Annotated in this window: 9 protein-coding genes and 1 pseudogene; 5 read left to right on the plus strand and 5 right to left on the minus strand. The window is 41.8% G+C overall.

Features of this window, described 5'->3' with window-relative positions; all coding sequences use genetic code 11:
• Nucleotides 1-34 precede the first annotated feature (34 nt).
• Complete coding sequence (locus tag GD631_RS09520; protein ID WP_143258006.1) at nt 35-2,911, minus strand: exo-beta-1,4-galactosidase; 2,877 nt, start codon at nt 2,909-2,911, stop codon at nt 35-37.
• Between the two features lie 245 nt (nt 2,912-3,156).
• Between GD631_RS09520 and GD631_RS09525 the strand changes: the two genes are divergently transcribed.
• From GD631_RS09525 to GD631_RS09540, 4 genes and pseudogenes are all read left to right on the plus strand, one after another.
• Nucleotides 3,157-5,175, plus strand: a complete 2,019-nt coding sequence (locus GD631_RS09525; protein ID WP_185911616.1) for a family 43 glycosylhydrolase — start codon at nt 3,157-3,159, stop codon at nt 5,173-5,175.
• 75 nt (nt 5,176-5,250) lie between these two features.
• A complete protein-coding gene (locus GD631_RS09530) occupies nt 5,251-7,341 on the plus strand; it encodes a beta-galactosidase (RefSeq protein WP_143258008.1) in 2,091 nt (696 codons plus the stop codon).
• A gap of 62 nt (nt 7,342-7,403) precedes the next feature.
• Nucleotides 7,404-8,774, plus strand: a pseudogene (locus GD631_RS09535) (alpha-d-galacturonidase).
• Nucleotides 8,775-8,862: 88 nt separating this feature from the next.
• On the plus strand, nt 8,863-9,552 hold the full coding sequence (locus tag GD631_RS09540) for an SGNH/GDSL hydrolase family protein (protein ID WP_143258009.1): 690 nt from the start codon (nt 8,863-8,865) through the stop codon (nt 9,550-9,552).
• A gap of 590 nt (nt 9,553-10,142) precedes the next feature.
• Here the strand turns inward: GD631_RS09540 and GD631_RS09545 are convergent.
• From GD631_RS09545 to GD631_RS09560, 4 genes are all read right to left on the minus strand, one after another.
• Entirely contained in the window at nt 10,143-10,478 is a 336-nt protein-coding gene (locus GD631_RS09545) for a transposase (protein WP_223225818.1), read from the minus strand.
• A 34-nt stretch (nt 10,479-10,512) separates the two neighbouring features.
• The gene (locus GD631_RS09550) at nt 10,513-10,710 is read right to left on the minus strand and encodes a hypothetical protein (RefSeq protein WP_185911617.1); all 198 of its coding nucleotides are present in this window, start codon (nt 10,708-10,710) and stop codon (nt 10,513-10,515) included.
• 275 nt (nt 10,711-10,985) lie between these two features.
• On the minus strand, nt 10,986-12,620 hold the full coding sequence (locus GD631_RS09555) for a rhamnogalacturonan acetylesterase (protein ID WP_185911618.1): 1,635 nt from the start codon (nt 12,618-12,620) through the stop codon (nt 10,986-10,988).
• Nucleotides 12,621-12,749: 129 nt separating this feature from the next.
• Entirely contained in the window at nt 12,750-13,889 is a 1,140-nt protein-coding gene (locus tag GD631_RS09560; RefSeq protein ID WP_143258010.1) for a glycoside hydrolase family 88/105 protein, read from the minus strand.
• Nucleotides 13,890-14,133: 244 nt separating this feature from the next.
• Between GD631_RS09560 and GD631_RS09565 the strand changes: the two genes are divergently transcribed.
• The gene (locus tag GD631_RS09565) at nt 14,134-15,813 is read left to right on the plus strand and encodes a rhamnogalacturonan lyase (protein ID WP_143258011.1); all 1,680 of its coding nucleotides are present in this window, start codon (nt 14,134-14,136) and stop codon (nt 15,811-15,813) included.

Below are 15,813 nucleotides of genomic sequence, written 5' to 3' on the forward strand. Positions count from 1 at the left end.
GCAACAGCGTAATCCGTGCCTGATAATTTCCCATTTAGTTAATTTTCGGTTTGAGCTCGTCCGGCGAATCTTTGGTATAAGATTTTACGTCTCCTGCCACTTTGGTGAACAATGCCTGAATCAGCTCCGGAGATATATTCTCTGCCGGACGGAAAGCGTCTGAATTCATATAATCCAGGATTGCCTTGTGCATCTGGCGAGCAACGATTCGTTTTTCCGGTTGAGAAGTGATATCCATGCTGGTCATCATCAGTTTACCGTTCAATACGTTTGCTTCAAACAACATTCCGATTTTCCGGCTGATGAACCAAGTGTCGATGCTTTGAACGGTTGGCTGGAATTCTGCCGGGAAGTCGGTAAATTGCATCACCTGGGCTTTATTCAATAATTCCCACCATTGCAGGTTACTATGAAATTCCGTAGGAAATTCACGGAAAAGAGGATGATATTCATTCAGGAAAATACCAGTTGTGTGCGGCGGGCGCATCTTGAACCAGGAAGTATTCCAGAATACCGGGGTAAAGTACTGTTTGACTTCTTTTCCGTATTGTGTTTTGCCGGCTGCCGTAATCAAGACATTTCCCCCTTCTTTCAGTACGGAAATGGCTTTTTCATCCAGTGTGTCGGTTGTATATACATTTCCCTGTGTCAGTTCCACTTGTGCAGGATATACCCAGAAATCCCAGTCATTGACGGCATCACTGCCTTCAATACACACTTCCAGGTTTAGTTTCTGCGGAGTATTGATCCCGTTCAGGTTCATATCCACACTGCCTAGTGCACAAAGGTTTCCAATAGGAATCGTTTGTGTGCCGACAATTCCTTTGGCATATACCTTTCCGAACTTGTCTTTGATGGTATAGCTAGTTTTTGCTCCTTGCAAAGGGGCTGCACCAAAGTGGGAAACTTCGATGTCGGCATGGAATGTTTCATCATTGGCATATACAAACTTCGGAATACGGGCTAAGGGGACGGTCGGACTGCAAAAACGTCTGAATTGTTCTGCATTGATATATCCTTTTTCTTCAAAAAACACATCCAATACACCAACCAATGCCGTTCCCTGACCCGAATAATCGTTGAGAGCTAGCAATTGGAAACCTGCATAATCGGGGGTGCGCAATGTCTTTTCAATCTCATGTTTATAGCAAAGTGCCTGCAATTTGCCCGAAGCCATCATAAAATCATAACTTTGGCTTCCCATGTGGTTATCATTTAGAATATCCCTGAAAATCTCAAAGTTCTTCGCCTTGTTGACTCCGGTATATTTGCGGATTTCGTTGAAGTTCGGGAATACGCACCATTGACCTGTTTCGTGTGATACATACGGTTGTTTTACGGTGTCTATCCTTGCACGATAATCTGATTCGCTTTCCGGTTGTGCACCTGTCCAACTCAAACCGCGTGCTCCGGCTTTCACATGAAATTCATTGTGAGGTTGCCACTGCCAGCTGTTTCCTACGGAAGCTCCCGTGTATACACGACGCGGATCTGTCGCTTTCCAATAATCGACAAACTTGCTCACCCATGCTACCCAGCGTCCGGAAGGTTCATTACCACAAGCCAGCATACAGTAAGATGCATAATTTCCGTATTCTTTGGTCAGGGCAATTGTTTCATCCATCAGATATTTGTCAATTGGCTGGCCGTTACCAAGTCTTGGTCCGTGATTCGGCCAACTCGGACCTTCCGGTTGGAGATAGAAACCGACCAGATCGGCTGCGATAAAAGCTGCTTCCGGCGGGCAGAAAGAATGGAAGCGCATATGATTCAAACCATAGTTGCGGCAAATGCGGAACACTCGTTCCCAAGAAGCTACATCCATCGGAGCATAACCGGTCAATGGGAAGTCACAGTTTTCCACTGTGCCGCGAAGCATTGTTTTGCGACCATTGACGTAGAACCATTTTCCTTCTATTTTGAAATCGCGCATTCCAAATTGTACCTGTTTGATGTCGGTCTGTTTACCGTTGGTCAGTCTTGCTGTCAGTTTATACAGTGCAGGATTGAACTCATCCCACGTGAGGAAATCTTTTCCCATGGGAAGTTCCATCTCTATCGAATTGTCTCCCGGATGGATATTGAAGCTTTGCTGAACAGGAGCTACTTTGTGTTGAGTATCCGTATTGAAACTTTCGGCAGAAAGTGTAATATCTCCTTTGGTGGAAGAGGCAGACTGTATGTTCATGCGTACCAATGCTTTCTGATTGCTTAAATCAGGGTATATCTGAATGTCTTCAAAATGAACTTTGGGAGTGGCCTGTAATTCAATTCGTCCTACAATTCCATTCCAGTTACCTTGGGTCTGGTCGGTGATGCTGTGAGAGTCGGGACCTACATTGATTTCTTTGATACGGTTGTCGATGCGGATAGTCATCAGGCAGGTTTTGCCGGGAGTAACAGCCGAAGTCAGATCATACACATGAGGGACACAAAGACTGTTCTGCATACCGAGTTCCTGTTGATTGACCCATACAGTTGTTTCGATGTGCGGGCGTTCCAGGAAAAGAGTGATTCTTTCTCCTTTCCAGTTGGAAGGTATTGTAACTTTCTTTTGATACCAGGCTACCCCTACAAAATGTTTGTCGGGAGTCAGGAAAAAGGGAAGTTTCACTTGTCCTTCTATTCTGTATTTCTCCATGTATGGATTGAAATAGTAAGAGCTGTCATACAAGCTTCCGGTCCACCGGGTGCGGGCGGTTACTTCATCTCCTTTCAGCTTTTCGGGCATGGAGCCGGGGAGATTAATCTGATCATCAAGGCTTTTTTTGAACCATTGTTCCTTGGTGCCGATATCTTCCCGGTCTATCTGGAAATTCCATTTGCCGGATAAACTGAAAGAATGATTTTGCCCCGCTACGGTCAGTATAGAGGCAAATACGATGGCAATACTTACTAAAAGTTGTTTCATGATATTATAGAATTGATATGTTTTTCATCTCTAATTATAAAATCTGCCGCTAAAGTAGAGCTTTTTAAGGGTTTAGTAAATAGAAAGATGTACAGATACATAGAATATTGTATCAAAATGCACTTATAGGACGGATGGTGTACAAAACTACATGGATTTGAAATATTGTCCATGCTCTTTATCTTTGAGGAGGTTGAGAGATACCTTATCTTTGCGAGGTAAACTTTTTAATCTTAAAAGGAACCGTGAAAAAAGTAGTTGTTTGGATGGCTCTAAGTCTTTGCTCGGTAATGACAATCTTCGCCGGTGAAACTGCTTATCTCTTTTCTTATTTCATCAATGACAGTAAAGATGGATTGCATTTAGCTTATAGTTATGATGGGTTGAACTGGATACCTTTGAATGGCGGACGGTCTTATCTGACACCTTCTGTTGGTAAAGATAAATTAATGCGAGATCCGAGTGGCTGCCAGGCTCCGGACGGAACTTTTCACATGGTTTGGACTTCTAGTTGGACTAATCGGATTATCGGCCATGCTTCTTCCCGTGATTTGATTCATTGGAGTGAGCAACAGGCTATTCCGGTGATGATGCACGAGCCGACTGCCCATAATTGTTGGGCACCTGAACTCTTTTATGACGAACCTTCACAAACTTACTATATCTTTTGGGCGACTACCATCCCCGGTCGTCACAAGGAAATACCTACCAGCGAAAGCGAGAAGGGATTGAATCATCGTATTTATTATGTGACAACAAAGGATTTCCGTACTTTTTCAAAGACGAAGATGTTCTTCAACCCTGATTTCAGTGTGATTGACGCTGCCATTGTGAAAGATCCGAAGGCGGAAGACTTGATAATGATAGTCAAGAATGAGAACTCCAATCCGCCGGAAAAGAATTTGCGCGTTACGCGTACGAAGAAGATAGAAAAAGGATTCCCGACTAAAGTATCAGCGCCTATTACAGGAAAGTATTGGGCGGAAGGACCTGCTCCTCTTTTTGTCGGTGATACGCTTTATGTTTATTTCGATAAATACCGTGACCATCGTTATGGTGCCGTTCGCTCTTTAGATCATGGCGAAACATGGGAAGACGTGTCCGATCAAGTCTCTTTCCCGAGAGGTATCCGTCATGGAACGGCGTTTGCGGTAGATACTTCCGTGGTGGAGGCATTGATAGCCAATCATACTTATAATCCTTTAATCCCCGATAATGTGGCGGATCCTTCTGTTTCTAAGTTTGGTGATACCTATTATCTCTACGGAACCACTGATTTGGAATATGGTCTTGAACGTGCCGGAACACCTGTTGTGTGGAAGTCGAAAGATTTTGTAAACTGGAGCTTTGAGGGGTCTCATATTAGTGGTTTCGACTGGTCGAAAGGATATGAATATACGAATGATAAAGGGGAAAAGAAAAAGGGATATTTCCGGTATTGGGCTCCCGGGAGAGTGATTGAACACGATGGAAAGTTTTATTTATATGTCACTTTTGTCAAACCCGGTGATAAGATGGGGACTTATGTGCTTGTTGCAGATCGTCCGGAGGGGTCTTTCCGGTTTACCGAAGGAAAGGGGCTCTTTGCTTCTGGAGAAGAAGTCGATAGCCCGGCTATTATTAATGATATCGACGGAGAGCCTTTTATTGATGATGACAGTACGGGATATATTTTGGGGCGTCGTTGGAATGCGGCACGTCTTTCCGCTGACCGGCTTCATTTGGATGGGGAACCGGTGACATTGAAAACAGCCCGTCAGGGATATTCAGAGGGGTCGATAATGTTTAAACGCAAAGGTATCTATTATTATATTTATACATTGAGCGGTCATCAGAATTATGCAAATGCATACATGATGAGCCGCGAATCTCCTCTTACAGGTTTTGCAAAACCGGAGGGCAACGATATCTTTTTATTTTCTTCTCCCGAAAATCAAGTGTGGGGACCGGGACATGGCAATGTGTTCTACGATGAAGGAACGGATGAGTATATCTTTCTTTATCTTGAATATGGAGATGGTGGAACCACCCGGCAGGTATATGCTAACCGGAGTCAGTTTTACTTTACCCGCCCTACTGAAGGACATACGTGGTGGTTAGAGAAATCGATGGATGGAAAAAACTGGCGGACATGTGCGGAACAAGCTAAAGTAGAAGTTCGCTCCCCACATTTGGCGAAGAAGATAGGCGAGGCCCGTTATCTTCGTCTTCATATCCGCAGGGGAGATGCTGGATTATGGGAATGGAAAATCTATGAGAAATAATAATTTTCAGGCCCGGATTCTCTATTTATAAATTAATATTGAACTAATAATCACACTGATAATCTCATCGAATTTATGAAGTATATGATAAAAAGTAAAATGTTGGCAGCTTTTTGTGCCGCCTGCCTGCTGACCCTTTCAACCACAGCACAAACCTCTTCTTGGTTTAATGACAAAGATCTGACACTGACAGGCGTCTACTATTATCCTGAACACTGGGATGAAAGCCAGTGGGAACGTGACTTCAAGAAAATGCATGACTTGGGATTTGAATTTACTCATTTTGCCGAGTTTGCCTGGGCACAATTGGAGCCGGAAGAAGGGCGTTATGATTTTGCCTGGCTCGACAGAGCGGTAGCTTTAGCTGCTAAATATGATTTGAAAGTGATAATGTGTACGTCTACTGCTACTCCTCCAGTGTGGATGAGCCGGAAATATCCTGAAATTCTATTGAAGAATGAAGATGGAACGGTACTTGATCACGGAGCCCGTCAACATGCTTCATTTGCTTCTCCTCTTTATAGGGAGTTATCTTATAAGATGATTGAAAAACTGGCGCAGCACTATGGTAACGATCCTCGTGTTATCGGATGGCAACTTGATAACGAGCCTGCCGTACAGTTTGACTATAATCCGAAAGCGGAACTTGCCTTTCGTGATTTCCTTCGAGGCAAATATAATAATAACATCCAATCTTTAAATGATGCATGGGGAACTGCTTTTTGGAGTGAGGCTTATTCTTCTTTTGATGAAATAACGCTTCCCAAGCGTGTACAGATGTTTATGAACCATCATCAGATTTTGGATTATCGTCGTTTTGCAGCAACGCAAACCAATGATTTTCTGAATGAGCAATGCTTGTTAATCAAGAAATATGCGAAGAACCAATGGGTAACGACCAATTATATACCGAACTACGATGAAGGACATATTGGTGGTAGTCCTGCGTTGGATTTCCAAAGCTATACTCGTTACATGGTATATGGAGATAATGAGGGAATTGGTCGTCGGGGCTATCGTGTGGGTAATCCATTGCGTATTGTCTGGGCGAATGATTTTTTCCGTCCGATACAGGGAACGTATGGTGTAATGGAACTGCAACCAGGACAAGTGAACTGGGGCAGTATCAATCCCCAGCCTCTTCCGGGAGCTGTCCGTCTATGGATGTGGAGTGTATTTGCCGGTGGAAGTGATTTTATCTGTACTTACCGCTATCGCCAACCGCTCTATGGTACAGAACAGTATCATTATGGAATAGTGGGAACAGATGGAGTGACTGTTACCCCCGGTGGAAAAGAGTATGAAACTTTTATAAAAGAGATTCGTGAACTTCGTAAGCATTATGCTCCCCGTGAAGCGAAGCCTGCTGATTACCTTGCACGTCGTACTGCTATTCTTTTCAACCATGAAAACTTCTGGAGCATTGAGCGACAGAAACAAAATCGTACATGGGATACTTTTGCACATATTGAAAAGTATTATCGTACCTTAAAATCATTCGGAGCACCCGTCGATTTTATTTCAGAAGCCAAGAACTTATCCAATTATCCGGTCGTCATTGCGCCGGCTTATCAATTAGCTGATAAAGAACTGGTGGACAAATGGAGTTCTTATGTGAAGAATGGCGGAAACCTCATTCTGACTTGTCGTACGGCACAGAAGGATCGTTATGGTCGTCTTCCGGAGATTCCTTTTGGTTCTATGATTACTCCGCTGACCGGAAATGAAATGAATTTTTATGATTTGCTTCTTCCCGAAGATCCCGGTACTGTTGTTATGAACGGAAAAGAGTATGCCTGGAATACATGGGGAGAGATTCTGAATCCTCCGGCAGATGCTCAAATATGGGCTACTTATAAAAAAGAATTCTATGAAGGAAGTCCGGCCGTGACTTTCCGCAAACTGGGGAAAGGTACGATTACTTATGTTGGAGTGGACAGCCACAACGGAGCATTGGAAAAAGATATATTGAAAAAACTATATGCACTGCTGAATATACCGGTAATGGATTTGCCTTATGGCGTGACAATGGAATACCGGAATGGCTTGGGAATTGTTTTGAACTATTCAGACCAGCCCTATGCCTTCAACTTGCCGAAAGGAGCCAAAGCATTGATTGGAACTACAGAGATTCCTACAGCGGGTGTATTGGTGTTTTCAATGTGACCGACTATAAACTAATATTCTTATCTTTAATGTGTTTGAAGAATTAAAAATATGATACTGTAATGAAGACTTACTTACTGAAACCGATGGTAGTTGTCTGCCTTTGCTTATTGACAGCTTCCCTTACTTTTGCCGCTGATAATTATAAAATGGTAAAGGTGAAAGCTCCTTTCCCTTAAAGTATTTATCTATCCGGACAAAGACTTTCTGATTACAGATTACAGAGCAAAAACCGGAGGTGAAGTAAACAATACAAAAGCGATTGCTGCCGCTATTGAAGCGTGTCATAAATCTGGAGGCGGACGTGTTGTTGTTCCGGCAGGTATATGGTTGACTGGACCGATTTATTTTAAAAGTAATGTGAATCTTTATTTGGAGGAGAATGCAATTCTGAATTTTACGGATAATCCTTCTGATTATCTTCCGGCAGTGATGACTTCATGGGAAGGTTTGTAATGTTATAATTATTCTCCGTTACTCTATGCTTTTGAATGTGAGAATGTGGCAATTACAGGTAAAGGGACTCTTCAGCTGAAGATGGACATCTGGAAAGTGTGGTTCAAACGTCCTCAACCTCATTTGGAAGCATTGAAAGAGTTATATACGAAAGCTTCGACCGATGTTCCTGTTATTGAACGTCAAATGGCAGTAGGTGAGAACCACCTTCGTCCGCACTTGATTCATTTCAATCGCTGCAAGAATGTTTTATTGGAGGGGTTTAAGGTTCGTGAAAGTCCGTTTTGGACCATTCACCTCTATATGTGTGATGGAGGACTGGTGTGTAATCTGAATGTAAAAGCGCATGGACATAATAATGACGGTATTGATTTCGAAATGAGCCGTAACTTTCTAGTGGAAGATTGTTCTTTCGATCAGGGGGATGATGCGGTAGTGATTAAAGCCGGACGTAATCAGGATGCCTGGCGGTTGAATACTCCTTGTGAGAACATTGTTATCCGTAATTGTCAGATTCTTAAAGGGCATACTTTGCTTGGCATCGGAAGTGAAATCTCGGGAGGAATACGAATATCTATATGCACGATTGTACAGCTCCTAACTCTGTATTACGTCTTTTCTTTGTAAAAACCAATCATCGTAGAGGTGGGGTTATAGAAAATGTTTATATGGAGAATGTACAGGCAGGAACGGCTCAACGTGTACTTGAAATAGATACCAAAGTGTTATACCAATGGAAAGACCTGGTACCTACTTATGAAGAACGGATTACCCGGATTGACGGTATTTATATGGATAAAGTCACTTGTGAGTCGGCAGACGCTATTTACGAATTAAAAGGCAACTCCAAACTTCCGGTTAAGAATGTGAAAATCAGAGATGTAAAAGTAGGAAAGGTGAAGAAGTTCGTGAAGAAAGTGATCAATGTGGATAATGTAGTGGAACAGAATGTGACCTATGAAAGGGAGGCCAAATAATCATTTTCTGAAATTGGCAGAAAAAATCGTACTGTCATATTAGCATAATTTAGTATATTAGCAGCAAAATTGAAAACTTTATTCTAATATGAAGAAATCTTGTTTTTTGCTGCTATTAGCTATTTTATGTAGCAGTATAAGTTTTGCTCAAAGTCTGAAATCTGTCTCTATTTTAGGCGACTCGTATTCAACATTTGAAGGATACCTGCAACCGGATACTAATAGTATTTGGTATTACGTCTCTCCACGACAACAAACGGATGTGATTTCAGTAAAACAGACGTGGTGGCATAAATTCATCAAAGAGAATAATTACCGCCTCTGCGTCAATAATTCATTTTCGGGTGCAACGATTTGTAATACGGGGTATCGCAATGCGGATTACTCGGATCGCTCTTTTATAACCCGTATGGATCAACTGGGTTGCCCGGATGTGATTTTTATTTTTGGCGCAACTAATGATTGTTGGGCTGGTTCTCCGCTTGGAGAGTATCAGTATGCGGGATGGGCTAAAGATGATTTGTATAAATTCCGTCCGGCTATGGCTTATATGCTCGAGCACATGATTGATCGCTATCCTAATGTTGAAATCTATTTTCTATTGAATTCCGGTTTAAAGGAAGAGTTTAATGAATCAGTCAGAACTATCTGCAGTCATTATAATATTGATTGCATAGAATTGCATGACATTGACAAAAAGAGTGGTCATCCTTCAATAAAGGGAATGGAGCAGATTAGTGAACAGATTAAAGAGTTCATGGTGAAGAAGACGAAGTAAAAAAAGATCTTTAAAATATATTGCTATTTGTTGCTCTCTCTGATTAGAAAATGTAAGTAGAATTTAAATAGGTACCCTATCTTAATACCTCGAATATAACATTCTTTTCTTCTCTTTTTCATTGCTGATTCTCGAAATACCGATTTGTCTCTTTTTTAATTCATCTATCAATAAATCAAGTTTTCGTACATTGCTTACAGACATTTATATCTGGTCTGTGAATGATGTGCTACTGCTATCCTTATCTGATGTCTGTTATTTGATAATTTTTTAGTTGGAACAATTACAATTGAAAAATTCGCCATATAGTTTTTTAGGTTTATAAATTACTGTTTTCCATACAATAAAATAGAAACAAGAAGGTCCATATTCATTGGGCATTAATCTAATAATCACCCATAGCATGGAATATCGTGCAAAAGACGGTATTTTCCATGCATTTGTACGATTCTGCATTGCTATATCTTGATTAAGTCGTTATGTTTGGAACACTTTTTCACAGGTAGAGCGTAAAAAGTTGCTTTTAAAAAGAGAATCTAACTTTTGTTTAACTTAATAAATATAAATAATGCGAATCAGTATTTGATTCCTTAGTTAAAAATTAGAGTAATTAATGCGATGGCAATTTTTCCCATCGTATGTACCAGAAGTCCAGATGTAGATCTGACTTTCATCGCTCTTTGAATATTTGTTTTTTCATTCAACCAGTTGAATAATGCTTCAATGGGTTGTCTGACTTTTGAGACTGCCGTTGAAAACAAGTCTCTTGCCGCTTTCTCCCTTTTTGTTATTTCAGGTGATTCTTCTTTGATAGCTTTTACAGGAGTAAATAGCTTGAGTTTTTTGCATTCTTTTGTCTCTTTATAGAATGGTATATCCGAATATATTTTATCGGCATATATTTCTCTATTGTTCAGATTTCCCACACATTCTTTTTTGAATACAGTGGAGTCATTTTCATCAGCAGCGGAAAGTGAGCATTTCAGGAAAAGGTATAGTCCCTTTTCTACGGAAAGCCCCTGCATGGAGTTTTAGTCCGAAGTAATACATGTTCTTTGTCGAACAATATCCTTTGGAAGTAATCTCAGTGGCTACTTTTCCTACTTTGTTCTTTCCCGTGCAAGTAATGATAGGCATTGAGTCAACTAATGATTTCATACTGTCACAATCTTGAGTGAAGACTCGTAAACATCGCAGATATACATATATATTTTTATAAGTTTTAATTCTTTCTCCTTGGGAATCATAATTAGAACAATGAGTGGCTTTATTCTTCTAATATACTGATTTTTAGGGAGATTAGAAAATTAAATTAATGAGATAATTAACTGGATAATAACATTCTAACAAGCGAAAAGGTAGATGATTATCAACTGCTGATTCGCATTATTAATAGATTACGGGATAAGTAGCATACTCTATTCCTTATGCTCTTATTTTAAATAATTCTTTAATGGGCAATTGCTCTTTTTCAACCCTTCAGCAATGCTTTTCGCATTCATGTGCGCTCCTTTTAAGGAAGTGTGTGTATGGTCATGATTATAGAAAGTTGCCGCTTTCTTGATACCTGTCTTTTCCAGTTTATCGGCACTAATCTTATTCAGGTCAATGAAATAAGCTCCCGTAGCTTCCGCAGCTTCACGTGTCCACTTGCCAAAAGACTCGGTATTACGTTCTATCTTTCCATCTTTCCATTTGTTGCGTGGCGTATGACTTAGAACGATGGGAATGGCTCCTTTCTCTTGAACATCCATGATGAACTTCCGAAGATACCAGCCAAACGTATAAATTACCTGATACTTACCGGTCTTTTCCATTAGAAATACTTTGCTTTCATCACCGGAACCACGTAATTCGGCACGGGCCTTTCCTACATTAATATCTCCTGCATCATTATGTCCGAACTGAATCAGAACGAAGTCTCCCGGTTGCAAAGCATTGTATACCTTATCCCAACGACCTTCATCCAGGAAAGTGCGTGCACTTCGTCCTGCCATAGCCCGGTTCTCAACGGAAATCTTATTCAGATTAACCTCGTCGGCAATGACGCTTCCCCAACCCCACATACCGTTTTTATCTTTATCTTCATTTTTCACTGTACTGTCTCCAACTGTAAACAACACCGGACGTCCTTCTTTCCGGCTAGAACCTGTCACTGTATCTTTCTCAATAGGTTTCAGATAATTGGCTAATTCCAGCCCTTCATACGCACGTATTCCGTCAGCAGCAGATTCTGCATTGACTTTAGCACCGAAAGCACTTGTATGTATACGGTCGATGTAGAACATATATTTCACCTTATTCTTGCCGAACTTCTCAAATTTGCGGGCACTGATATCATTCAAATCAATAAAAGGAACACGCTGTTCTTCGGCTACTTGCTTTGCCCACAATCCGAAAGTCTTGTTGACACGTGTGATGATGGTGCTGTCTTTATCTTCCCAGGCATTGCGGGGAGTAAGCGAAAATAGGATAGGATGAGCACCTTTGGCTTTTACATTCTGAATGAAACGACGCATATATTCCCCGTAGGTATATACGGTTTCTTTTACTCCGGTTTCTTTAATCGTTACGTTCAGTGTATCTTTGCCAATTCCGGGAATGGAAGCACGGGCACGTCCGCTGTCGTATGGGCCGTTGTCATTGTGCCCCAATTCGATGATAACCCAGTCTCCCGGGCGTACTCCTTTGATTACATCCGGCCATAAACGGTTATAGAAAGTACGGCTACTGGTTCCACCCAATGCATGATTCTCTACAGTAATCCGGTTAGAGTCGAAATAATCACCTGCATAATAGCCCCATCCCCATTGTCCGTTGTTGCCGTTTCCTAAAGTTCCGGTACGCATGGTAGAGTTACCTACCAGGAACAGAACTGGGTTGTCACCTTTCCGGCTGGAACCGGCTTCCGGTCGCGAGGTACGTGCTTTATTCAGGCTGTCCAGCGTGTTGTCAATTACTTGATTGACATCTGCCATGGGAGTGGAAACTTTATTTTGCGCTTGCAGTTGCAAACTGAATGTAATGGCCGTCAGCCAACATATATACGGGAATAATTTGTTTTTCATGAATCTGTTTTCTTTGAAATCCCTCACTGACCGGTGTCTAAACAGTCAGTGAGGGAACTAGCTACTAACTAACCTCTAACTAAACCTAATGAATGATTATCTTTAAACCTAATGAAAAAACTGTCTATGTTATTTTAATTTATAAACTTCTGTTCCGGCAAGCAGGAAACAACCGACTCCGTAGTCTTCAAAGTCGGGCACACTCTTATAAGTAACCGGCTGTCCGTCTTTAGGCTCTTTGCCTGTTCCCTGCACATATCCCAGGAATCCGTTCGGGTGTACTGCATCTTTCACCATAGCGTTCCATGCTTTTAAAAGGACGGGAAGATATTCTTTGCGGTCGAGTAATCCGTTGCGCACTCCCCAAGCCATACCGTATACAAACAGCGCTGTTCCGGAAGTCTCTTTGCCTCCGAAGTTCGTCGGATCATGAAGGCTCACATTCCAGAAACCATCTTCACGCTGACATTTTTTAAGTGCCTTGCTCATAGCGAGAAAATCATTTGTATAGTCCTGACGATGTGTTTCATTAGTAGGGATTTCATCCAATACCCGTACAAGAGCTGCATATACCCAGCCATTTCCACGACTCCAGTAGCAATCCTCTCCATTCGGTTCTTTGTAAGGAGGATCAAAATCATGATCGCGCCACCATAAGCAATCTTTAGGATTATACATTCCGGCTTCTCCGTGCACGTTACGAGTATAAGAATACATATCCCACATCTTATCGTAGTATTTCTGTTCACCGGTCATTTTTCCAAACTTTGCGTAGATTGGCATTGCCATCTGGATAGCGTCAATCCACCACCAATCGTTCACCTGCGGAGTGTTGACTACCATATCGATACTTGCTTTTATATTCCGGATCATATTCGGATCGGACGGACACATATTATAAAGGTCGATATAAACTTGTCCGCAGCAATGATCATCTGCGTTACGGGTCGTATTGCCGTTTCTCATTCCCCATTTGTGGAAATCAGCCCAATCGTAGGCATACTTATAATAATCCTCACGCGGGTAAATGCCATACAGAGCCATTAATCCTTCATAATATACGCCTCTCGTCCATATATTGCTTGGACGAACTCTGCCAAAGAAAGAAGGCAATGTGTAATCGGCATACTTTTTCATAAAATAGTCGTTTACTTTTACGATAGTCTCTAAAGTCTCTTTTTGTGCAGGTAACTCTTGTGCCATGACCGGCTTTCCTGTCATAAGACAAAGAAGGGTTACTGTAAAGAATGAGAGTAGTGATTTCTTCATGGTGAAATAATTCTGTTTTATTAATTGGGGGGTCATTCTAATTTTCATTGGCAAAGATAAGGGACGCACTTTTCTTTTTCAATGGATTTCCGTTCAGATATATTCATTTTTGTTCACCGGGTAGTTATAATATGGTTTAAAAGTAGGCTATATGATGATTTCTACATAGATCTGTACAATATTCTATTTTATAAGTAGGCTGTGCCACTTACTTTTGTGTTGTAAATTGATTAACGATAAAACTATGAAATGCATAAGTGCTTTTTTAAGTCTGTGTCTGATAGCTGCTTTTGTAGTGGCGCAGCCGAACTATGACTTTTCGAAACTAAAACGCGAACATTTGGGACGCGGTGTGATTGCCATCAGAGAGAATCCATCTACCGTTGCCGTGTCTTGGCGTTATCTGTCCTCCGATCCGATGGACGAATCTTTTGATGTTTATAGAAATGGTGAAAAGCTAAACAAGCATCCGGTAAGAAATGCGACTTTCTTTCAGGACATATATAAAGGTACGGAATCCGTACTTTATACCGTCAAAGCTATCAAATCAAAAACGGAAAGCTGTTATCAACTGCCGTCCGATGCTCCGGCAGGTTATCTGAACATCCCGCTGAATCGTCCTGAAAACGGTACGATTCCAACCGGACAAAGTTATTTCTATGCTCCTAATGATGCTAGTATCGGCGATGTGGACGGCGACGGGGAATATGAGATTATCTTGAAATGGGACCCGTCGAACGCACACGATAATTCGCATGACGGTTACACCGGAGAGGTATATTTCGATTGTTATAAATTAAACGGGAAACATTTATGGCGCATTAATCTGGGACGCAATATACGTGCCGGTGCACACTATACCCAGTTTATGCTGTTTGACCTCAATGGTGACGGTAAAGCGGAAGTAGTAATGAAAACCGCCGACGGAACAGTGGACGGAAAAGGAAAAGTGATTGGAGATGCGCAAGCTGACTATCGGAATGAACAGGGACGTATTTTGACCGGACCGGAATATCTGACTGTCTTCAACGGATTGACAGGAGAAGCGATGCAAACGATTGATTACGTACCGGGAAGAGGAAATCTAATGGATTGGGGAGACAATCGTGGTAATCGTAGTGACCGCTTTTTGGCTTGCGTTGCTTATCTCGATGGCATTCATCCTAGTGTTGTGATGTGTCGTGGATATTATACCCGTACAGTATTGGCAGCATACGACTGGAATGGAAAGGAACTGAAAGAACGCTGGATTTTCGACAGTAACCATCCCGGTTGTGAAGATTATGCCGGACAAGGTAATCATAACCTTCGGGTAGGTGATGTAGATGGTGACGGATGCGATGAGATTATCTACGGCTCGTGTGCCATCGATCATAACGGCAAAGGTCTGTACACAACGAAGATGGGACATGGAGACGCGATTCATCTGACTCATTTTGATCCTTCCCGCAAAGGGTTGCAAGTGTGGGACTGCCACGAAAACAAGCGTGACGGAAGTACGTACAGAGATGCGGCAACCGGAGAAATACTTTTTCAGATAAAAGATAGTACAGATGTCGGGCGTTGCATGGCGGCTGATATTGATCCGACCCAAGCGGGCGTTGAAATGTGGTCTCTTGCTTCTGGAGGAATAAGAAATATAAAAGGAGAAGTGGTGAAAGCCCGTGTCAGAGGATTGTCATGTAATATGGCTGTCTGGCGGGAAGAAGTGCTGTTGCGCACAGTGGATAATACCGCTTTGCGCCTTTATGTCTCCACCATTCCCACTGATTACCGCTTCCACACCTTTTTGGAAGATCCTGTTTATCGCATCAGTATCGCTACCCAAAACGTAGCCTACAACCAGCCGACACAACTGGGATTCTACTTTGGACCGGATTTGCAGGGAACCATATTCAGAGGATGTAAAATACCTAAAAAATAA

The organism is Bacteroides luhongzhouii (assembly GCF_009193295.2).
GTDB lineage: Bacteria > Bacteroidota > Bacteroidia > Bacteroidales > Bacteroidaceae > Bacteroides > Bacteroides luhongzhouii.

What these genes read in the sequence shown, in the direction of transcription:
- GD631_RS09530 (WP_143258008.1), top strand. Translation starts at nt 5,251, where the DNA reads ATGAAGTATATGATAAAAAGTAAAATGTTGGCAGCTTTTTGTGCCGCC.
- GD631_RS09565 (WP_143258011.1), top strand. Translation starts at nt 14,134, where the DNA reads ATGAAATGCATAAGTGCTTTTTTAAGTCTGTGTCTGATAGCTGCTTTT.
- GD631_RS09555 (WP_185911618.1), bottom strand. Translation starts at nt 12,620, where the DNA reads ATGAAAAACAAATTATTCCCGTATATATGTTGGCTGACGGCCATTACA.
- GD631_RS09560 (WP_143258010.1), bottom strand. Translation starts at nt 13,889, where the DNA reads ATGAAGAAATCACTACTCTCATTCTTTACAGTAACCCTTCTTTGTCTT.
- GD631_RS09520 (WP_143258006.1), bottom strand. Translation starts at nt 2,911, where the DNA reads ATGAAACAACTTTTAGTAAGTATTGCCATCGTATTTGCCTCTATACTG.
- GD631_RS09540 (WP_143258009.1), top strand. Translation starts at nt 8,863, where the DNA reads ATGAAGAAATCTTGTTTTTTGCTGCTATTAGCTATTTTATGTAGCAGT.
- GD631_RS09550 (WP_185911617.1), bottom strand. Translation starts at nt 10,710, where the DNA reads ATGAAATCATTAGTTGACTCAATGCCTATCATTACTTGCACGGGAAAG.